This is a genomic window from Paenibacillus oryzisoli (assembly GCF_050467285.1).
Classification (GTDB): domain Bacteria; phylum Bacillota; class Bacilli; order Paenibacillales; family NBRC-103111; genus Paenibacillus_E; species Paenibacillus_E oryzisoli_A.
The window spans coordinates 1-21,314 of sequence record NZ_JBCMUN010000031.1; the positions used below are offsets into that span (position 1 = coordinate 1).

The 21,314-nt window shown below is 44.6% G+C and carries 14 protein-coding genes and 12 tRNA genes; all 26 read left to right on the forward strand.

Annotated features, from left to right (window positions below; genetic code table 11):
* The first annotated feature begins 74 nt into the window (after positions 1-74).
* The 26 genes from ABE504_RS31425 to ABE504_RS31550 all read left to right on the forward strand — a co-directional run bounded on the left by ABE504_RS31425 (position 75) and on the right by ABE504_RS31550 (position 21,264).
* A tRNA-Asn gene (locus tag ABE504_RS31425) sits at positions 75-150 on the forward strand.
* A 2-nt stretch (positions 151-152) separates the two neighbouring features.
* Positions 153-228 (forward strand) — tRNA-Thr (locus tag ABE504_RS31430).
* Positions 229-244: 16 nt separating this feature from the next.
* Positions 245-319, forward strand: a tRNA-Glu gene (locus tag ABE504_RS31435).
* 18 nt (positions 320-337) lie between these two features.
* Positions 338-413, forward strand: a tRNA-Val gene (locus tag ABE504_RS31440).
* Positions 414-484: 71 nt separating this feature from the next.
* A tRNA-Thr gene (locus ABE504_RS31445) sits at positions 485-557 on the forward strand.
* 9 nt (positions 558-566) lie between these two features.
* A tRNA-Gln gene (locus tag ABE504_RS31450) sits at positions 567-638 on the forward strand.
* A gap of 11 nt (positions 639-649) precedes the next feature.
* Positions 650-725 (forward strand) — tRNA-Lys (locus ABE504_RS31455).
* Between the two features lie 21 nt (positions 726-746).
* Positions 747-829: transfer RNA gene (locus tag ABE504_RS31460), tRNA-Leu, on the forward strand.
* A 7-nt stretch (positions 830-836) separates the two neighbouring features.
* A tRNA-Gly gene (locus tag ABE504_RS31465) sits at positions 837-911 on the forward strand.
* 6 nt (positions 912-917) lie between these two features.
* Positions 918-994: transfer RNA gene (locus tag ABE504_RS31470), tRNA-Arg, on the forward strand.
* Between the two features lie 19 nt (positions 995-1,013).
* Positions 1,014-1,087 (forward strand) — tRNA-Pro (locus ABE504_RS31475).
* A 9-nt stretch (positions 1,088-1,096) separates the two neighbouring features.
* A tRNA-Gly gene (locus ABE504_RS31480) sits at positions 1,097-1,167 on the forward strand.
* A 399-nt stretch (positions 1,168-1,566) separates the two neighbouring features.
* On the forward strand, positions 1,567-4,353 hold the full coding sequence (ppc, locus tag ABE504_RS31485) for a phosphoenolpyruvate carboxylase (protein ID WP_430096513.1): 2,787 nt from the start codon (positions 1,567-1,569) through the stop codon (positions 4,351-4,353).
* A 126-nt stretch (positions 4,354-4,479) separates the two neighbouring features.
* Positions 4,480-5,352, forward strand: coding sequence for a DMT family transporter (locus tag ABE504_RS31490; RefSeq protein ID WP_430096514.1), 873 nt, complete (start codon positions 4,480-4,482; stop codon positions 5,350-5,352).
* 54 nt (positions 5,353-5,406) lie between these two features.
* Positions 5,407-6,003, forward strand: coding sequence for an RNA polymerase sigma factor SigW (sigW, locus tag ABE504_RS31495; protein ID WP_430096516.1), 597 nt, complete (start codon positions 5,407-5,409; stop codon positions 6,001-6,003).
* 105 nt (positions 6,004-6,108) lie between these two features.
* Positions 6,109-6,714 (forward strand): zf-HC2 domain-containing protein, encoded by a 606-nt coding sequence (locus ABE504_RS31500; protein WP_430096517.1) that lies wholly within the window; start codon positions 6,109-6,111, stop codon positions 6,712-6,714.
* A 173-nt stretch (positions 6,715-6,887) separates the two neighbouring features.
* On the forward strand, positions 6,888-7,703 hold the full coding sequence (gene cdaA / locus ABE504_RS31505; RefSeq protein ID WP_126139605.1) for a diadenylate cyclase CdaA: 816 nt from the start codon (positions 6,888-6,890) through the stop codon (positions 7,701-7,703).
* A complete protein-coding gene (locus ABE504_RS31510) occupies positions 7,696-8,937 on the forward strand; it encodes a CdaR family protein (RefSeq protein ID WP_430096519.1) in 1,242 nt (413 codons plus the stop codon). Before cdaA ends, ABE504_RS31510 begins: the two co-directional genes overlap by 8 nt.
* 30 nt (positions 8,938-8,967) lie before the next feature.
* Positions 8,968-10,308, forward strand: a complete 1,341-nt coding sequence (glmM, locus tag ABE504_RS31515; RefSeq protein ID WP_430096521.1) for a phosphoglucosamine mutase — start codon at positions 8,968-8,970, stop codon at positions 10,306-10,308.
* 619 nt (positions 10,309-10,927) lie between these two features.
* Positions 10,928-12,757 (forward strand): glutamine--fructose-6-phosphate transaminase (isomerizing), encoded by a 1,830-nt coding sequence (glmS, locus tag ABE504_RS31520; RefSeq protein WP_430096523.1) that lies wholly within the window; start codon positions 10,928-10,930, stop codon positions 12,755-12,757.
* 288 nt (positions 12,758-13,045) lie between these two features.
* Entirely contained in the window at positions 13,046-13,186 is a 141-nt protein-coding gene (locus ABE504_RS31525; protein ID WP_430096525.1) for a hypothetical protein, read from the forward strand.
* Positions 13,187-13,453: 267 nt separating this feature from the next.
* Complete coding sequence (locus tag ABE504_RS31530; RefSeq protein ID WP_430096527.1) at positions 13,454-14,254, forward strand: hypothetical protein; 801 nt, start codon at positions 13,454-13,456, stop codon at positions 14,252-14,254.
* A 13-nt stretch (positions 14,255-14,267) separates the two neighbouring features.
* Complete coding sequence (locus tag ABE504_RS31535) at positions 14,268-16,043, forward strand: hypothetical protein (protein ID WP_430096529.1); 1,776 nt, start codon at positions 14,268-14,270, stop codon at positions 16,041-16,043.
* Entirely contained in the window at positions 16,033-17,493 is a 1,461-nt protein-coding gene (locus tag ABE504_RS31540; protein WP_430096530.1) for a hypothetical protein, read from the forward strand. The genes ABE504_RS31535 and ABE504_RS31540 overlap by 11 nt, the downstream gene beginning before the upstream one ends.
* Positions 17,494-19,527 carry an Eco57I restriction-modification methylase domain-containing protein gene (locus tag ABE504_RS31545; RefSeq protein WP_430096532.1) on the forward strand — a complete coding sequence of 678 codons (2,034 nt, stop codon included), beginning with the start codon at positions 17,494-17,496 and terminating at the stop codon, positions 19,525-19,527.
* Positions 19,528-20,535: 1,008 nt separating this feature from the next.
* Positions 20,536-21,264 carry an amino acid ABC transporter ATP-binding protein gene (locus tag ABE504_RS31550; RefSeq protein ID WP_430096533.1) on the forward strand — a complete coding sequence of 243 codons (729 nt, stop codon included), beginning with the start codon at positions 20,536-20,538 and terminating at the stop codon, positions 21,262-21,264.
* Positions 21,265-21,314: the final 50 nt, after the last annotated feature.

The window sequence follows — 21,314 nt, forward strand, 5'->3', positions numbered from 1 at the left end:
ACCGTTAAGCCCTCCAGCGTCAATGGTACTTGAACCGCAGGGTTCTGGGAGAGTAGAACGTTGCCAAGCACTGTTCCCTGATAGCTCAGTTGGTAGAGCACTCGACTGTTAATCGAGTTGTCACAGGTTCGAGTCCTGTTCGGGGAGCCATTGCTTCCATAGCTCAGTCGGTAGAGTGCATCCATGGTAAGGATGAGGTCACCGGTTCGATCCCGGTTGGAAGCTCCAGTTTTTTTATGATTGCGGCCCGTTGGTCAAGTGGTTAAGACACCTCCCTTTCACGGAGGTAACAGGGGTTCGAGTCCCCTACGGGTCACCATTTAAATAAGCATTTCATGGAGGCTTAGCTCAGCTGGGAGAGCATCTGCCTTACAAGCAGAGGGTCGGCGGTTCGATCCCGTCAGCCTCCACCACTTTGCCCAAAAAAGTGAAGTGGTATCAAGATGGAGTTTCCGATTACTTTTCGGGGACCCCGAAACTATATGCCGTTGTAGCTCAACTGGTAGAGCAACTGACTTGTAATCAGTAGGTTGGGGGTTCAAGTCCTCTCGACGGCATGTTTCTGTTGGGGATTAGCCAAGCGGTAAGGCAACGGACTTTGACTCCGTCATGCCTAGGTTCGAATCCTAGATCCCCAGTTTCCTTTTATGAGTCATTAGCTCAGTTGGTAGAGCACCTGACTTTTAATCAGGGTGTCGTAGGTTCGAATCCTACATGACTCACCATTTAACTGCTTGCAAGAACGTGCGCGTATGGCGGAATTGGCAGACGCACTAGACTTAGGATCTAGCGGGCGACCGTGGGGGTTCAAGTCCCTCTACGCGCACCAATATTATGCGGAAGTGGCTCAGCGGTAGAGCATCGCCTTGCCAAGGCGAGGGTCGCGGGTTCGATCCCCGTCTTCCGCTCCATAAGATGCGCTCTTAGCTCAGCTGGATAGAGCATTTGACTACGAATCAAAAGGTCGGGAGTTCGAATCTCTCAGAGCGCGCCATTTTTACAACTTATTTTATCGGGACGTAGCTCAGCTTGGTAGAGCACCTGCTTTGGGAGCAGGGGGTCGCATGTTCAAATCGTGTCGTCCCGATAAACACACGCGGGCGTAGTTTAATGGTAGAACTTCAGCCTTCCAAGCTGATCGCGCGGGTTCGATTCCCGCCGCCCGCTTAACGAAAAAGTCACCTTCGGGTGGCTTTTTTTCATATGCATAAAATTTAACAAATCAGAGAAGCTTTTGTGTCATGGGGCATTTTATGGGGGGGCTGTGATGAGACGAGTCGACGGATGAATTGTAATTCAGGGTAGTGTAACGGCGCTTCAACTAATAAGATAACAGCTAAGGCACGTATCAAATGAACTCGGATTTCTTCCATAAATCTGCGCATTTCCGTCCTGGGATAACCGCCAATACATAAATTACCATGACAATAATACTTCTTTTTTTGGAGAAACACTATGTGTGAAGCGGAGATTGTGGTAAAATATTCTGAAATGAGTTTTTGTAGCGTGTAGCTTTTCCAGAGAGAAGCATTAATGCAACATAGTGAATAGTTGAGGTGGAAAGTTATGGTTGAAACTGAAGTTGGTCAACAGAAGCAGAATACGAACAACTTTCTACGCAGAGATGTCCGCTTTCTCGGGCATATTCTAGGCGAGGTACTCGTGCATCAAGGTGGCAATGAGCTGCTAGATGTCGTAGAACGGATTCGTGAAATGAGCAAGTCTTTGCGCGCACACTATGTCTTGGAGATTTATGATGAATTTAAGAATACGATTTCTTCGTTAAATTCAGATATTCGCCATCAAGTGATTCGTGCGTTTGCTATTTATTTTCAATTGGTTAATATTGCGGAACAGAACCACCGGATTCGTCGTAAACGAGATTATGAGCGTTCTTCCGGCGAGTCGGTGCAGCCAGGTTCGATTGAAAGCATCGTACAGGAACTGAAGCATGCGAATACGCCTACTGGTGAAGTACGTGAAATTTTAAAGGCGATTTCGTTGGAGCTAGTGATGACAGCTCACCCGACAGAGGCGATGCGCCGTGCAGTGTTGGACATCAACTTGCGTATTTCCGATGGGATGATGAAGCTGGACAATCCGATGCTGACGTACCGCGAGCGCGAGCAGCTGCGTGAGAAGCTGCTGGGCGAGGTGCTGAACCTGTGGCAAACCGACGAGCTTCGCGACCGCAAGCCAACGGTTATCGACGAGGTTCGCAATGGGTTGTACTATTTTGACGAGACGTTGTTCGACGTTCTGCCTGAAATTTATCATGAGCTGGAGCGCTGCCTCAATAAGTATTATCCGGAAGAGAAGTGGCATGTGCCTTCCTTCCTCAAGTTCGGTTCCTGGATCGGCGGCGACCGTGACGGTAATCCATCAGTAAAAGCCAATGTGACCTGGGAAACACTTGGTCTGCATAGACAGCTGGCGATTCAGAAGTATGGCGAGATTTTGAAGGATTCGCTCGAGCATATGAGTTTCAGCAAAAATATCGTGAAAGTCAGCGATGCGCTGCTAACTTCCATCCAAAGCGATAAAGAAGCGCTCGGCAATGTGCAGGACGTATGGCGCAATGAGAAGGAACCGTACCGTATCAAAACAACGTACATGATCGAAAAAGTGAACAACACGGGCAATGCGAACGTATCTGCCTCGCAGAAGTACAACAGCCCGGAAGAGTTCATTCACGATCTGACGATTATGGATGAGAGTCTGCGTTCGCATTACGCGGATTTCGTGGCAGACAACTATATCAAAAAGCTGATTCGCCAAGTCGAGCTGTTTGGATTCCATCTGGCTACGCTGGACGTGAGACAGCATAGTAAAGAGCATGAGAACGCCATGACGGAAATTTTGGCGAAAATGGGCATTACAAACGACTACAGCAAGCTGTCCGAAGAGGAGAAAATTACGCTGCTGACGAGCGTGCTGAACGATCCGCGTCCAATCACATCTTCTTATCTGGAATATTCCGAAGGTACGCAAGAGTGCCTGAATGTATATCACACGATTCACAAAGCGCAGCAGGAATTCGGCAAGGGCTGCATCAGCTCGTACCTGATTTCGATGACACAGGGCGCCAGCGACATGCTGGAAGTCGTTGTGTTCGCGAAAGAGGCGGGTCTCTATCGCAGAGAGAGCGACGGAAGCGTGAAGAGCACGCTGCAGTCTGTGCCGCTTTTTGAAACGATCGATGACCTGCACGCGGCGCCTGGCATCATGAGCACACTGCTCGCGATTCCTGCGTACAGAGCGAGCCTGGATCCGGAGACACAGCTGCATGAAATCATGCTGGGCTACTCCGACAGTAACAAGGACGGCGGCGTGATCACGGCGAACTGGGAACTGCGGATGGCGCTGCAGGACATTACGGAAGCAGCGAAAAAATTCGGCGTGAAGCTGAAGTTCTTCCACGGCCGCGGCGGTGCACTCGGTCGGGGCGGCATGCCACTGAACCGAAGCATTTTGGCGCAACCCGTTGAGACGCTAGGCGGTGGGATCAAGATTACCGAGCAGGGAGAGGTGCTGTCCTCCCGTTATTCCTTGCAGGGCATTGCATACCGCAGCTTGGAGCAGGCGACTTTCGCGCTGATCTCGGCGTCCAAGGAATCCCGCTCTCCGCAAAGACACCCGCTGGAAGACAAGTGGGAGAACATTATGCGCGGCATTTCGGAGCAGGCGCAGACGAAGTATCAGGATCTGATTTTCAGAGACGCCGATTTCTTGACGTTCTTTAAGGAATCGACGCCGCTGCCGGAGATCGGTGAGCTGAACATCGGTTCCCGTCCGTCGAAGCGGAAAAACAGCGATAAATTCGAAGATCTGCGGGCGATTCCATGGGTATTCTCGTGGACGCAGACGAGATATCTGCTGCCGGCTTGGTATGCGGCGGGCACGGGCCTCCAAAGCTTTTATCAGGGGGATGCGGCTAATCTCGCGGTACTGAAGCAAATGTACGAAGAATGGTCGTTCTTCCAGACAATGCTCGACAATTTGCAAATGGCGCTGGCCAAAGCCGATCTGCTGATTGCGAAGGAATACGGCAGTCTGGTGAAAGATTCTCCGATCGCAGAGCGTATTTTCAACCTGATTAAGGAAGAATATGAATTAACCTCTTCGATTATTTTGCAAATTACGGGTCAGCAGGAGATTTTGGATAACGTGCCTGTTATTCAGGAATCCATTCGCTTGCGCAACCCTTATGTCGATCCGCTGAGCTACATGCAAGTCGAGTTGCTCAAAGAGCTGCGCTCACTTCGGGATAACAATGAAGATGACACGGACCTCCTGCGGGAAGTTCTGCTCACCATTAACGGGATTGCCGCAGGACTTCGGAATACAGGCTGATCCCACGCACATAACGATACGGATACATGACAGGATGACAAAGTCGGGGGCCTTGCAGATGCAGGCATTCCGGCTTTTCTTTCCTTCTCGTAAGGTACCCGTCGACTGGAGGATTGAGCGCGCAACATGGGGCGTTGGTTGGCAATTATGTTCGTCATCATCGGAGCATCATCCTATGGGCTGCTGTCTTCGTTCATTAAGCTGGCGTACGGCCAAGGGTTCACCGATGGTCAAATAACGCCGGCGCAAGTCACAATGGGGACGCTGTTCGTCTGGTTCCTTATTTTGTGCCATAAGCCGTCCAGGGTGAATCCTTTTAAAGGGCCTTGGGTGAAGCTCGGCTTGGTGGGGATTTTCGGGCTGCTGCTGACGACGGTGTTCTATAATATCGCGCTGAATGAGCTGAATGCGTCGCTTTCGATCATTCTGCTGTTCCAGTTCACGTGGATGACGATCGGATTGGACTGTCTCGTTCGCAGACGGCTGCCGCGGAAGGCGGAGCTGCTCGCGATTGTGTTGATTTTCGTGGGGACGCTGCTGGCCGTGAACGTGCTTGAGACGGATTGGGGGCAGCTCAGCCCGCTGGGCGTCATGTACGGACTGTTATCGGCGCTGACGTACAGTTTGTTTCTTTTTTTCACGGGCCAGATTCCAAGCAGTCTTCCGCCCCTGATGAATTCAGCCATTATGCTGACGGCTTCGCTGCCAATTATGTATGTGCTGTATCCGCCAACCGTCTTTGTGGAGGCAGGCAGCGGGGAGCTCATCCTCTGGGGCCTGCTGCTGGGCTTTCTGGGGCAGGTGGTGCCGACGATCGCTTTTAATATCGGGATACCGCGAGTTGGCAGTACGCTGGCTGCAATGCTGGGGTCCGTGGAGCTGCCGGTAGCGATCATCGCTGCCTTGCTGATTCTAGGAGAGCCGGTGGGTTGGATCCAGTGGGTCGGGATGGTATTTATTTTGGGCGGAATTCTGATTTCTGAAAATAAAAAGGCCTGACTGCGTATAGATAAGATTGAGATTTGAATTGTCGAGAAGTCGGAGGATAATGCATTGAACTTTGTTGAAGCACGACTGGCTAAGCTGGCCAGAAATGGGGATCGGAACGCTTTTGCCGAGCTTGTAGAGCTCTACAAGGACAAGATCTTTCATTTAGCTTACCGCATGCTGAATAACAAGCAAGAAGCCGAGGATGCGGTGCAGGAGACGTTCCTGCGCGTGTATACCAATTTGCATCGCTATGATGAGAATCAGAAGTTTTCGACGTGGATTTTTCGCATCGGCACGAATCTGTGTATCGATAAGCTCCGTCGCAGACGAAATACGTACTCACTCGATGCAGAAATGAGCGATGGCGAAGGCGCGGATTTCTATGCGATGCTGCCAAGCGACGACGATACGCCCGAAGAGCAGTTGATCGTCTCGGAGACGCAGGCGCAGATTCACCGTGCGATTGCTTCGCTGCCTGAAAAATATAAGTCAGTCGTTGTGCTGCGTTACTTGCACGATATGTCGCTGCAGGAGATCAGCGATGTGCTGGATATGCCGGTAACGACGATCAAAACGCGTGTGCATCGCGGCCGGGAGTACTTACGCAAGAAGCTGGAGCAGGAGGAAGAATTTGTTAGCACAAATCCTGTTCCAAAGTGAAACAATTCCAAAATTCATACGTATTGTAATGCACAAGTTGCGTGAGCTGGTATGGACGGCCTGCGCAGACATCATGCTTATTATCCAAGAAAGGGGTGGCTGCACATGAATTGCAAGGAAGCCCTCCCGCTCATACATGAATATCTCGACGGTGATTTGCGAGGGCCCGAATCGATTCAGTTGAAGGAGCATTTGCTCGCTTGCAGGGCGTGCCACGAAACGTTTAAGCAATTGGAGAAGACGGACGCCTTGGTTAGAATGCTGCCATCCATTAAAGCGCCATCTGGGCTTACCGCACAGATTATGAGCGGACTGCCGCCGGAGAAGTCGCGGAACTCCTGGATGAATTGGGTACGCCGACATCCGGCGGCTTCGGTTGCGGCGGTTTTTGCCGTGGTGATGTTCGGAAGCTATGTCTCGATGTGGAACAATGACGCAGGCTTGATGGTTCAGGGAACGAACCTGCAGGAGGTCGTGATCCAAGGCGATACGGTGATTGTGCCGAAAGGGCATACGGTGAATGGCGATCTCGTGGTGAAACGGGGAAATTTGCAGGTTGAGGGAGACGTGACGGGGAATCTCGTCGTCATTGACGGCTCGCTGAATTTGGCTTCAACGGCTCACATTTCGGGGCAAGTCAAACAAGTCGATGAAGCGTTGGGCTGGGTATGGTACAAGATTGGCGAGTTTGTGAACGAACTGACGTCATAATCTTACGTCCTCTTCTTAGCGGATTGCTAGGGGAGGGCGTTTTTGTTGTGTTCTATAGGAAAATTGAACCATTTCTTGCCGCGAAAGGCCGGAAAAATAGAAGTATACATAGGATTATGATATGATTCTAGGTACAGAGAGAACAAAGGTTCAGTCGCCTGGGGGAGTCTACTATGGATTTACTCACGAGCATATCGGCTAAGGATATTGTAGATATTCTAATCGTCAGCTATGTGATTTACAAACTGATCCTGCTCGTACGCGGGACAAGGGCCATTCAGCTCATGAAAGGGATTCTTGTCGTCGTGATCGCATGGGCGGTCAGTATCTGGTTTCAACTGAGCACCCTGCAGTGGATGATGAATCAAACGTTTACGTTTGGGGTGCTGGGGGTTATCGTGATTTTTCAGCCGGAGCTCAGAAGAGCGCTGGAACAGCTGGGCCGGGGGAAAATATTCAGCCGGGCTTCCTCGGAAGAGGACCAGGACGTGAATAAACGGATCGGCGAGGTCATTAGGGCCGCGAATTATTTAGCAAAGCGAAAAATAGGGGCGTTAATTGTTTTTGAAAAAGAGACCGGGCTCACGGATTATATTGAATCGGGCATCGCGATCGAGAGCAAGATCAGCGGCGAGCTGCTCATTAATATTTTCATACCGAATACCCCGCTGCACGACGGCGCGGTGATTATTCGCCAAGGGCAATTAATGGCGGCGGGCTGCTATTTGCCGCTTTCTGAAAATCCTTTCATATCCAAGGAATTAGGTACGCGTCACCGGGCGGCGATTGGAATGACGGAGGTGTCGGATGCGATGTGTGTTGTCGTGTCAGAGGAAACCGGCCAAATTTCGCTGTCGATGAACGGGCATATCGTACGGGATATCAAAGAAGAATCGCTGATCGCGAAGCTGTTCGAAGAGCTGAAGCCGAAGGCGAAAGCGAAAGAAAAGAACCCATTCTTGAAGTGGTGGGGGCGTTCAAATGGATAAATGGCTGCGTAATACGAATGTGGTGCGGGTTGTCGCGCTTGTGATAGGAATTTTGCTGTGGGTTGTCGTACATATGGAAGAGACGAATATTTCCGGAAGCTCGCCGATTCGTGAACGCGAGGAAACGATTAATAATGTGTCGATTACCACGAAGTATGATAACACGCATTATTATCTCTCCACTTTGGAGCCTGCGAACGTACAGGTGTTGATTAAAGGGAAAGAATCGGCGGTCAAAAAAGTGACTGCGAGCAATTCGTACCAAATCCAGCTGGATTTGACGCAGGTGGGCAAAGGGGATCACCAGCTTATGCTGACGCCTGTCGGTTTTCCGACGGATGTCGATGTCACGATTGTGCCGCGAACAGTACATGTGGTGATTGAAGAGCTGCAGATGAAAGAGGTGCCTGTCGTCATTAATGTGAAAGGCACGCCATCAGAAGGGCTGAAAGCGGGACAACCGATCATCAAGCCGGCCAAGGTGTATATTACGGCGCCGACGAGTCAGCTTGACAAGATTGAGAATGTCCGCGGCGAAGTATCGGTGGATAAAGCGCAATCGGCGGTCACGAAGCAGGTCAGACTGCAGGCTTACGACAAAGATGGCAAGGAATTGACGCAAAACATTAACCTCAATCCTTCCGTCGTCGATATCGAAGTGCCGATTACAAGTCCGTTCCAGACGATTCCGCTCCAACTCAAAATCAGCGGCGAGCCACCGAAGGGCTATGCGGTTGCGATGGTGACGCAGACCCCTGACAAGGTGACGGTGTATGGAACGCAAGATGTCGTGGACCGTCTGGAGTTTTACCAAGGTCCGCAGCTGAGTTTGCAGGATTTGACAGAAACGAAAGACTTTACACAGGACATTCCTCTCCGGAATAAAGTAACACAGGTAGATCCGGCCAAAGTCACGGTGCATGTGGAAATTGTTCCGTCCGTTACGAAGGCGATCGAGAATGTACCGATTACGATTATCGGAGGCAATGAGAATTACGTCACGAAAGTGGTGCAGCCGGAGACCGGGAACCTCAATATTACCGTTGAGGGTGCTCCTGCCATCATTGACCAATTGAAAGTTCAGGATATACAAGCGATACTGGATGTAAGCAATTTACCGCCGGGCAAGCATGAGCTGAAGGTGACGATGAACTTACCGACTTACGTGAAGTTGGCTGTTCCACAAGAGGTTAAAGCAAGCGTTGAAATCAGTGAAAAAACGAAGGCGCCATAATGGGAGATAGAGAAAGAGGAGAAGTTAAAAATGGGGAAATATTTTGGTACGGACGGTGTGCGCGGCGTCGCCAATGGCGAACTGACACCGGAATTAGCTTATAAAGTAGGCCGCTGCGGCGGTTATGTGCTGACGAGACAAGCGAAGCATCCGAAGGTTGTTATCGGCCGCGATACGCGGGTTTCGGGACCGATGCTGGAGGCCTCGCTCGTGGCCGGTCTATTGTCCATCGGCGTGGACGTTATTCGAATCGGTGTGGTGAGCACGCCGGCGGTCGCGTATTTGACGAAAACGCTGGGCGCGGATGCCGGTGTCATGATTTCGGCTTCGCATAACCCGGTTGAGGATAACGGGATTAAGTTTTTTGGCGGGGACGGCTTCAAGCTTCTGGACGAGACGGAAAATGAAATCGAACAGCTGCTGGACGCAGCTGTCGATGAACTGCCTCGCCCTGTCGGCGGCGAGATTGGCACTGTGACGGATCAGCCTGATGCGAAGCTGGCTTATCTGGCGTTTTTGAAGGAGACGGTATCCGCGAAGTTCGATGGATACAAGGTCGTTCTTGATTGCGCGCATGGCTCCGCCTATGAGCTGGCGCCAGCTGTCTTCCGCGAGCTTGGCGCGGAAGTGATCACCATTGGGGCGGAGCCCAATGGGCGGAACATCAACGATGCGTGCGGCTCAACCCACCCGGAGCACTTGCGTGCCGAGGTGGTTAAGCATGGCGCAGCCATCGGTTTGGCTTTTGATGGCGACGCGGATCGGCTGATCGCGATCGACGAGAACGGCGATGAAGTCGACGGCGACTTCATCTTGAGCATTCTTGGCGATGCGCTGAATCGCCAAGGGAAGCTGAACCACGGCACCATCGTGACGACGGTGATGGCGAATATCGGCTTTTTCAAGGGGATTGAAAAAGCGGGGTTGAAGGCTTTACAAACGGCCGTAGGCGACCGTTATGTGATGGAAGCCATGCGCAAAGGCGGCTACAACTTGGGCGGCGAGCAGTCGGGGCATGTGATTTTCCTCGACTATATCTCCACGGGAGATGGCATTTTGACGGCGCTGCAGCTGATGAATACGCTGGTCGAGTCCGGCCGCAAGCTGAGCGAGCTGAAAGGCATCATGCGCAAATTCCCGCAGCTGTTGGTGAATGTGCGCGTTGCGGATAAGAGCAAGCTGCAAGGCAATGCGGTGGTTGAGGAAGCGATCCGCAAGGTGGAAGCCGAGCTCGGCGACAATGGCCGCGTGCTTGTGCGTCCGTCCGGTACGGAGTCGCTGATCCGCGTCATGGCGGAAGGCCCCGACAAGGAACAAGTCGAAGCTTACGTGCACGATATTGCGAAAGTGATTCAAGAGCAATTGGTGTAAAATTGCGTTTATGGAATCCCAGGTTCGCCTGTTATGGGCGGGCTTGGGGATGGCATAAGTACGTGTTCAAAAAGCAGGCTTTTCGGCACCGAGAAGGTTGCGAGAAGCTGAAGAAGGAGGAGCGGAGTGTAGGCAAAACTACATGAGCATCGCAGTTCAAAGCTGAACGCAAGATTCGACGCCGAATTCGCTTCCTGACTTCTCTTCGTGATCAAAAGACGGCTTTTTGAACCTCTAGCAAATAGTGGTTGCATGCTTCGTGAAAAATGCATATGATGTAGTTACTCAAGCAGGAAAGGCAGGGCAGAAGTTGTACCAGGTTTAAATAGCGCCAGGACTCGCGAGCGGGACGGAAAAGCAGGGAGAAGTTGCTGCTGCTGCGCGGCGAGTTGACGAGGTGAAGGTGTTCGAAACATTCGGCGGGGACCTTCCGGCACACAGGAATGCCGTTAAGTTGGAGAGCAAAATTGCGCGGGCGACCGGGCAGACAAGGATCCAACATCCATTTTTGATGAATAGTGAATGGTAGCAATCGTTCTTATAGATGGTTTTATTTCGTGATGATCTTTGACAAACAGCCTTGTGAAGGGGCTTATAACTTATTGGAGGTTTATTAACTATGTGCGGAATTGTTGGCTATATTGGAAAGCGTAATTCTCAGGAGATTTTATTGGAAGGCCTCAAAAAGCTGGAGTATCGCGGATATGACTCCGCGGGTGTAGCGGTGTATACGGCGGATGGCCTGCAAATTAAGAAGGCAAAGGGCCGCATTGCAAACCTCGAATCCAAGCTGGATGAAACGCCGCTGAGCGGGAATGTGGGCATTGGACATACGCGTTGGGCAACCCACGGGAAGCCATCGGATGTCAACTCGCATCCGCATACCGATAATTCCTTGAAGTTCTCCGTCGTGCATAACGGCATTATCGAGAACTACATTGCGCTGAAAGAAGAGCTGATCGCGAAGGGCCACGTGTTTGTATCGGAAACAGATACGGAGGTTATCTCGCATTTGATCGCGAGCCTGTACGAGGGAGACATCCTGAAAGCCGTGCAGAAGGCCGTGAAACAGATGACAGGTGCTTTTGCGCTGGGTGTGTTGACGGAGTATGAACCAGATCGTCTGGTTGCCGTACGTCAAGCTAGCCCGCTTATTATCGGGATCGGTGAAGGTGAGAATTTTATCGGGTCGGACATTCCGGCGATTCTCGAGTATACGCGCAACGTGTTCATTCTGAACGACGGGGAAATGGCGCTGTTGACGAAAGATAGTGTCGAATTGATGACTTTAGAGGGGAATTTTATTTCCAGGGAAATGTTCCATGTCGATTGGGATATTGTGACCGCGGAAAAAGCCGGATTTGACCATTTTATGTTGAAAGAGATTTACGATCAGCCGAAAGCTTACCGTGATACGATGGGCAGCCGTATTTCTCCGGACGGCCGGAGTGTTGTTTTGAATGAGATCAGCATGACTCCGGAACAACTGCGTTCGATCAACCGTGTGCACATTGTTGCGTGCGGTACGGCGTTCCATGCCGGGATGGTCGGCAAATATGTGATCGAGAAATTGGCCCGCATTCCGGTTGAGACGGATGTGGCTTCGGAATATCGTTATCGTTCCCCGATTATTACGAAAGATACGTTGGTGATCGTCGTGAGCCAATCCGGCGAAACGGCGGATACGCTGGCTGCGCTGCGTGAAGCGAAGCGTTGCGGCGCGCACGTGCTGGCGATTACGAACGTTGTCGGCAGCTCCGTGGCGCGTGAAGCGAATGACATTATTACGACATGGGCAGGACCGGAAATCGCGGTGGCGTCGACAAAAGCGTATACGTCGCAGTTAATCGCGTTCTACCTGTTGGGCTTGTATATGGCACAGGAATTGGGCACGCAAACGGCTGAGGAAGTGGCTGACGTGATCGCGGCGATGAAAGAGCTGCCGGGTCAGGTGGAAGAGATTTTGAATCAGTCCGAGGCGCTGAAAGGCGTGGCGGAAGAGATGGCGAAGCACGACAACTTGTTCTTCATCGGCCGTGGTCTGGACTACGCGGTGGCGCTCGAAGGCTCGCTGAAGCTCAAAGAGATCTCTTACATTCACTCCGAGGCATATGCCGCTGGAGAATTGAAACACGGCACGCTTGCGTTGATCGTAGATGACATTCCTGTGATCGCGCTCGCGACGCAGCATGAGCTGCTTGAGAAAACCGTGAGCAACATCAAGGAAGTGAAGGCGCGCGGCGCGAACGTTCTTGGCATCGCGTTGGAAGGCGAGCTTGAGCTGCAGAAATCGGTGGACAGCACGTTCGTGATACCGAAAACGCTCGATGTGCTGACGCCGGCGCTGTCGGTGGTGCCGCTGCAGTTGATTTCCTACTACGCGTCGCTGGCGCGCGGGAATGACGTGGATAAGCCGCGGAATTTGGCGAAGAGTGTGACGGTGGAGTAGGGATTGGTATGTAAGAGGTGATTTTTGTCCGCCAATAATAAAGTTGTAGACTGGAATAATAAAGTATTAGACTGACTCTGCTCGGGTAATTCATCCAACTAGAACTTCAAGACTACATCATGCATCTGAACCCCGAAATTATGTTTTTCATAATTTCGGGGTTCTTTGCATTTCTTGAGATGGCCCGTCCGGATGGTTGGGTCTATCTCGACATTAATTTTAACGATTAAGAACAAACTGTCTCACTCGGATATTGAACAGAACCTTAAGTATCTATTAGAGGAAGTAGTGAAAAAAGGTGGACATTGGGATCAATATATTTTAAATAGCTGTATTAATTTAGATATCCAAAAGTTAAAGCATTATCAAAATGATGATAATGATGCTTGGGCAGAAAGAATATATGGAAAAATAGTCCAAGAGTATTGAATTTAGAAGGATAAAATAGATTTTGGACCTAATCACTTTCAAGCCTGTTTCTTATCTACCTAGGCTTAAATCTACACCATCTTCAATATTCTTATTAGTGTGGCTTGACTCAGTTTGTTTAGGAGATAAGGATTAAAAAATTATATTCCATATGAATATAGTGGACAGATATGGTGAATACAATTTATTAAGTACAGATAAATTATTGACACTGAATCAATACATCGATAAACTTGGATTATCGATGTTTCTTAGGAGGTGAGAGTTGTGAAAATATATCCTCTTTATGAATTCCCCCCGAATTTAGAACAATTAGCTCAATTACTATCTGAAATTGAGAAAGTACAACCTATTAGTAAAAGTGACGCTGCTGCTTTAGTTCAGAAGCTATATGGTAAAAGAAAATCAAGATCGGAAATAACGATAAGGAATCTTCGAGATCTAGGTGTTTTATCGGGAATGAATAATATTATGCTCTCTTCTGAGACACAGTTATATATGGATATGGATAAGGACTTAGCACAATTATTACTTTATTATATATATAAGCAACCATCACTTTTCCAGTTGTGTAATGACTTATTTAGCATTGATAACTTTATGGAAATAGATAATCCTGTTTTATTAAGTATTATTTACTCAATGGGTTACAAAAGTGAGAAATTAGCAACGGGAAGAGAAAAAATATATGCAATTAAACGTCTAATAAGCTGTTGTATATCTGATAGTACTCTTATATTGGAGAATCCATTTTATAATTATAAAAATTACTATGAATTTATAAAGGTACTCCAAGAAAGCTATTTTCATACCAGCCATGAGAGAATAGGTGAACCTATCCCCATAGTGCTATTACGTGATTATGTAATAAAGGAACATAACTACTCTATTGAACAATTTCAAAAATATCTTAATAGTCTATATACGGATATTTTATTATCAAGAAATATTTCCTTTACAACTGCTAATGTGGAATTTGCAGGGATGGGGTATTATGTAATTAATAACAAGAATTATTATTTCATGAAATTGTTGAATTATATTATTGAAGAAGACACATTATTCTAATGGGGGTGCAGAATTGAAGGATTTCAGTTTGCAACACATTGATAATCTATTCGAAGACTATAATACTAATAATCTAACAGATGAGAATTGTAGAATTGAAATAAATGCAATGAGAAATACCCAGCCTCCTGAGCAACCGACTTTCTTTATAAATCAGCATGATGCAAAGGGCCAAATACGATCAAAATTAAAACATTCTCTTCGTGAGAATGCTTTTTCTTGCATTGTACTCAAAGGAGTTATAGGTGATGGAAAAACTCACTTTTTAAATCATATCCATGCCCACTTCAAGAGGAATTCACAAGATTTCTTTATTATCAAATTAAGAGTGGAAGAAACAGAGCGATATAAACGGAATTTTATAAAAACAGTTGTTTCTGAAATATTTGCTAAGTATTATCAACAATTTCGTAATACCTTTTATTTTTTAGCAAAGAATTCTTTATCTAGACAAAAAGGGAATAACCTTGATAATGAACTTGATGTAATACGTAATCAATTAAATGTTTCTGATGAATTAGCGAAATTATTATTCAAATTATCACATGATCCAGATCTGGAAGCGGCGTCAATTCGAGTATTAGGCAATAGTTATGGAAAAACAGAGTTAAAATTATTGGAGATTAATGAACTAACAAGCCAAGATTATCTTAAGGTAATACAGTTATTTACCGAACATTCTGGAGAAGATAAATTACTTATTATCATATTGGATGAGTTTGAACATGCATACGGGCTTCCCGCGGGAGCTAGAACAGTATTTTTTCAAAGTTTTAAACAATTTTATGACGCCGCAGGACCTGCATTTAAAAGAACTTCATTCATAGCAGCTTTCACTGAGCAGTACGCGAAGGGAAATAAAAAAGAAGAAAATATTGAGACTGCAATGTGGACTAGATTAGAACCACATATGGTTGAATTGGAATCATTTACATTATCTAATGACAATCTGAAGAAACTGTTGAGTCATTTAATCGTTCGTTATGAAAAGGCATATGATTTTGAAATTACAAAAGATATGGTTTTAGATATTCCGAAGTCACTATTAAAAAGATTAGATGTGACACATGCAATTAACTATAGAAAAGCAGTCTCAACTTTAATCATAATAATGGACGAAATTAGGGAAAATCGGCCATACCTTCCACCAAAATCTAAGAGCATCATGCCGACAAGACAGGTTGGTCAGTTGGATTTATTCTCATTACATTTTGAGGAAGATCCCTTGTTAACACAGACACCACCGGAACTAAAAAAATCAGAAGATTCATACAGTCAACTCATCAATTTAGTTCGACTAGATTGGGAGAAATCAAATGAAAAAATAAAAAAATCAAAATTTAAATCTGCTTTAGAGAAGGTTTTGCCAGAAGTCGGTTTTAGTTTAGCAAAATTAACTGAGAAATCTGAGGATGTATCTAGAATAGAAACACTAAAAGAGAATACATTACCGTTTATCTTTTATATTTCACCGGCCAAAAGCGGTAAGATACTGGTTGGGAAATTTGATGATTGTTTAAATATGAAAGATGAAATAAATCTAGAAGATTTTGCAGTTATGCCTAAGTTTTGTTTTGTATATTCCTTTGAGTCAAGAAATGACAGTTTGATAAATTCTATGAAGCTACATCCTGAAATTATTGATATCGGGATCGAAGAAGCTTATATGTATGACCTGTTAGCATTTATGATAGCTGAAGATATTGGATTAAGAGAAAATCTACTTCAAAGGGTAAGGCCAATATTCGATAATGTAACTGCTACTGTGAGGAATGACAATGAAGAATAAATGGATACTACTAGAACTAAGATGTGATTTATTTGAGTTTAACTTTGAGGATTTAATTAAAAAGTGCGGATTAGTATCTAGAATTGTGGTAGAGAATATAGCTCTATTTGAGGAGAAGGATCGACCGAATTCCTCAGACATTCTTCAATTAGAAGAAGCTATTTTTGAAAATATTCTTAATAACAATCCTTCTTTTGAAATGGATCCAGATGAAGAAATATTAGAGTTAAAGTTAATTGAGTGTGACGAATTTATTTTTGATCTTGTAATAAATGATGATGATTTAGAAGAAGAGAAATTCATCGATTTTTTACAAGTATTTGGTAGGGTCCATGAGTACGATCTCGAGCATGTTCATTTTGAAAATTTAGAATATAGTTTTGATTCTAGCATGCCACTTATACATGATATACGAATGAAAAATGTAGCTATTTTTTGCTTGGATATGCTTTATGGTATTTGCTTTGTTGGATACATGAAGAGAGAGACAGGCTTTCAAGTAAGAATCAAAACATTTCAATACGATATTGTTAAAACCATTATAGATAAATTCTCGGAGAATTTTGGAGAAATAACTTTTAAAGATAATTTAAAGTGGAATCGTCTATTAAATCGCAAAATATCTAGTGGCTACCGAACAACAGATTCATTTATTGCAGAAAATGATCTAATGAAACAATTTCTCAAAACAACCAAGAATACTGAATCAGCGGAAAATATGATGCAGTTATTGTCAAAATTATGCGGCAAAGGGTATGTATCTGAAAAAGAATATTCTGATTTATCCCATGATAAAAATATAGGAAAATTTCTTTTGCCATTTTATCGCATAGATAAAAATCATTTATCTAATATGGTCTGGTTTGGGTTATCGACAGGAACTGTTTACAAAGAACAAAATAAAACTGATCCTAAGAGGATACAACAAGCACAGTTTACAAGGATTTTTTCTACTCATCATGATTTGCTTTATTACATCCGATCGTATTGGCATCAACACTTTGTCGAGGAAGCACTTATAAAAATACAATCGTCATGGAATGAATCTAGATATGCTTTACAAATTATCGATATAAAGATCGATCATCAATTTGATTTATTATCTGAAAAAAATGCTCAAAATGCAACCAGAGATATCGATTGCTTACTATTGGTGAGAAACATTGAAATGCAAAAGGATTACATAATACCGATTGAATCAAAACGAAATTCAAAAGAATTTAACAAGGTAACCAAGGAGACGGTAGAAAAAATTTCGTCTACTTATTGTGATATTTTTGATGGTTTTATAGTAACCTCGTATTTTAATAAAGAAAGTGAAGAGAATATATCTCGTACACTTTCATGGGCTTGTTCCCAAAAGAAAATAATACTATGTGTGGAAAATGTTTATAGTAAATTCATTAATAAGTTACAAGAATCAATCAAGGAGATCTGTGAGGTATCATAAGTGATAAAAACGGATAGTAACATCCCAGAGTATATAATTGAGGCTTGTTCACTTTTGAAAAAATTGGGACCGGGGAAAATTAATAGTTTTGTTCAGCTATATTTAATTGCATATTTCAATAAATTTATTAAATTAAATACTTGGTCTGAAACGATCAATCAGTTTGATCTAAGACAGTTAAAACATGAAGCTATGTATCGAATCAATAAAGAGCTTTTTGTATCTTTCGATGCAAATGAAATAAGTAATATCGAAATTATGCATTGGTTAATTAATAATCCTCCATTGGATACAACGCAAGATATTTTAGGAAGTATATATTTATTATGTTCTTCAGATTCACATAGAAAAAGAATGGGTGAGCATTATACAAGAACTGATTTAGTGGAATATATAGTTAATCAATTGCTTGAGTTAAGGAAAGAACAATCCAAAAAGATTGATGAGTTAAGAATAATTGATCCAGCATGTGGCTCTGGAAATTTCATTGTTGAAGTTTTAAGAAGAGGTATAGAAGGATATTCAGGGGATTCAGCTGATTTTTTAAACAGACTCAGTGCAGGGGAATTTGTAGTTGGTGTAGATATTCAAGAAATTGCGTGTTTTATTTCTAAAGTGCGGATGTTAATGGAACTATTACGTTCGAAAATTGAATTTAATTGTGACTTGAAATTACCGATCTATAATTTAAATAGTTTATTATCGGACAATCAAATCTTAAAAGAGAATAATTTCGATGTTGTAGTTACCAATCCGCCATTTTTAAGATATCAATCGATTGATATACAAAGTCGAGAACTTATTTCGAAAAAATATAAATCATGTACAGGAAGGTATGATCTCTATACTATTTTTATTGAAAAGGCAATAATGATGGCGAAAAACGATGGGTACATAGGTATAATTTGCTCAGATATGTTTATGACATCAGCTTATGGTAAAGGTATAAGAAAGTTTGTAAAAGAAACCTCCACGTTATTACTTGTGCTTGATTTGAGGGAAGTATTTCCCTTTGATGCAGCGGTGTTATCATCTGCTTTTTTTTTCACAAAAACTAAAAATGTTGTTACCCCTATCCTTAATACAGTAAGAGTGTTAGATGACTCTATCGTTACAATTGAAACAATTGGTAGTGTAGAGATTCAAGATAGTTGGCGGTATGCTGATGCATTTTCTGAAGATGTTTTCATAAAGATTAAAGAAAATGTGAAAACAGAAAGGCTAGGTGATTTGTCCAATATTTTTGTTGGTATAAAAACTACAGCTGATAGTGTCTATTGCAAACCAATCACAAATATATTTATCGAAGAAAATAAGCTTGAGAAAAAACTTATTAAGCCTCTATTAAGGGGAATAAATTTAAAAAGATGGACAGTTAATTGGACAGGCGATAGAGAAAACACTGATACGAGTATAATTTATCCTTATAAGCAGATATTGGATAAAACCGTTCCTGTTCAGCTTGAAAAATTCCCAAATGTAGAAAGATATTTGCATACTCATAAAGTTGATCTTGAGAGCCGCGAATATTTTAAGGATAGTGGTAAACAATGGTATGAATTATGGGTACCAGTATCGCATAAGACGTTTGAACAAATTAAGATTATTACCCCTGATATTGCTTCGAAGTGCACTTTTGTATTAGACACTAAAGGTTTCTTCTGCAACGGTACTGTGTATGGGATTACATTAAACAGAGATCAAAATATAGATAATTATAAATATCTTATTGGAATTCTGAATAGTAAAGTTATAGAGTTTTTTCATAAAAAAGAGAACCCGAATAAGATACATTCACATAAGTTTAGATTTCAGACTGGAACAATGAAGAATTATCCTATTATTTTAAAGTCTGAAACTAGTAATGTGTTTCATGAATTAGTGGAAGTAGTTAATCAAATTGAAAATTGTGAAAATAGCATTGATTTATGTCATTATGAAAGTAAACTGAATCAGATTGTATATAAATTATACGAATTGAATTCAAATGATATTAAGATTATAGAACGGTATACTAGTTCAACAAGTGCTTAGTCTAATACTTTATTATTCGATTTGTATAATGAAATTTTTTAGAAGATGGTTCAGTCTAATACTTATTTTTGATGATTCAACGATTTTTTCAACTCGAAAACCTTACTATATCGACAACTTCAGTCTAAAACATTATTATTTGCGAACAATTTTTGAAACGGCACGGGGAATATCCCTGTGCCGTTTTTTTATGTGTAAACAAGGAAAAATCGTACAGCAAACAAAGCGGAGGGAATCCCCTTAAAAAATGTTCATGTGGGCTTAATTATGCTACTCTGTAGACGATTTAAATATACCGACGATATTTGGAACAACGCCAAATGCCGTTTATGGCCAGTTGTACACAGCTTTATTGGTGTATGTCTTACTTAAATTTGTATTCGAACAAGGAAATTCCAAAGTACATCCAAGTGCCCTGTTATCTTCTGCCGAATTTGATCGGTTATTTAGTATGAACGATTTGAAGGCAGAATGGTTTGTACAACATAGACAGACCGTCAGGCTGAATGCCTAACGGTCTTTTTCCCCTTGCTATAGCTACTCCAGCAAAAGGGAACTACAAGCCGTTGTTTGATCCCAATCGGCTGTTTTCAGCATTTGGGCGGACCTACAGGGTCTTATCCGCCTCCTTGTTTCCACCTAAATCGGCGAAATAGAGGATCGTAGTTCCCATCAATCAGCATCCGTACTATAATCGCCGGCTGCCCGCTGCTTCCGCCCCGGCCTCGCCGTCCCGCGCTGCGCCCGTCGCTGCTGCCCCGTCTCCGCCGTCCCGCGCTACGCCCGTCCGCCCTGCTCACCCCAACCCCATTGTTTCACCCACCGATGAGACGGTTAATTATACTATAGGCCGCCGCCCCGTCTTAACAAAAATTTTAAATCTTTTTTTGTCCCATGTCGGATTGTATAAGATTCCATAGTTTGACATTAAGATTTAAAGACATCAAGTGTGAGTTAACATGACAAATAGTTTACATCGTTAAGCTTTTACGTGAAGGGGGGGTTCCATTGATCTCATTCCAGCAAGTAGAGAAGCATTACGGCGATTTTCATGTGCTCAAAGGAATTGATCTCCAGGTCCAGCAGGGGGAAGTTGTCGTCGTCGTCGGTCCATCAGGCTCAGGCAAAAGTACGCTGCTCAGATGCATCAATCGGCTGGAGACGATCACCAGCGGCGAACTGACCGTGAACGAGTGCAAAGTCAGTGACAAAAAGACGGATATCAACAAGCTGCGCCGAGACATTGGGATGGTTTTCCAACATTTTAATCTGTACCCGCATAAAAAGGTCATTGATAACATCACGCTTGCGCCAATGAAAGTGCTCGGCCTACCGAAGAAGGAAGCGGAAGAAACGGCGATGTACTACCTTGAGAAGGTAGGCATTCAGGACAAAGCCGGAAGCTATCCCTCGCAACTTTCAGGCGGTCAGCAGCAGCGGGTGGCGATAGCCAGGGGACTGGCGATGAAGCCGAAAATTATGCTGTTTGATGAACCGACATCGGCGCTGGATCCAGAGATGGTGGGCGAGGTGCTGGACGTCATGAAGGCGCTGGCGCATGATGGAATGACGATGGTTGTGGTCACGCACGAGATGGGCTTTGCCCGGGAAGTGGCGGATCGTGTTATTTTTATGGATAAAGGGCAAATCGTTGAAGAATCGCCGCCGGAGGAATTTTTTGTCAATCCGAAAGAAGGGCGGGCACGACTGTTCCTCAACCGCGTTTTAAATCACTAATATTCGTTCTGCATCATGAATCCCGCGTTTTGAATCATAAATAATGAGGA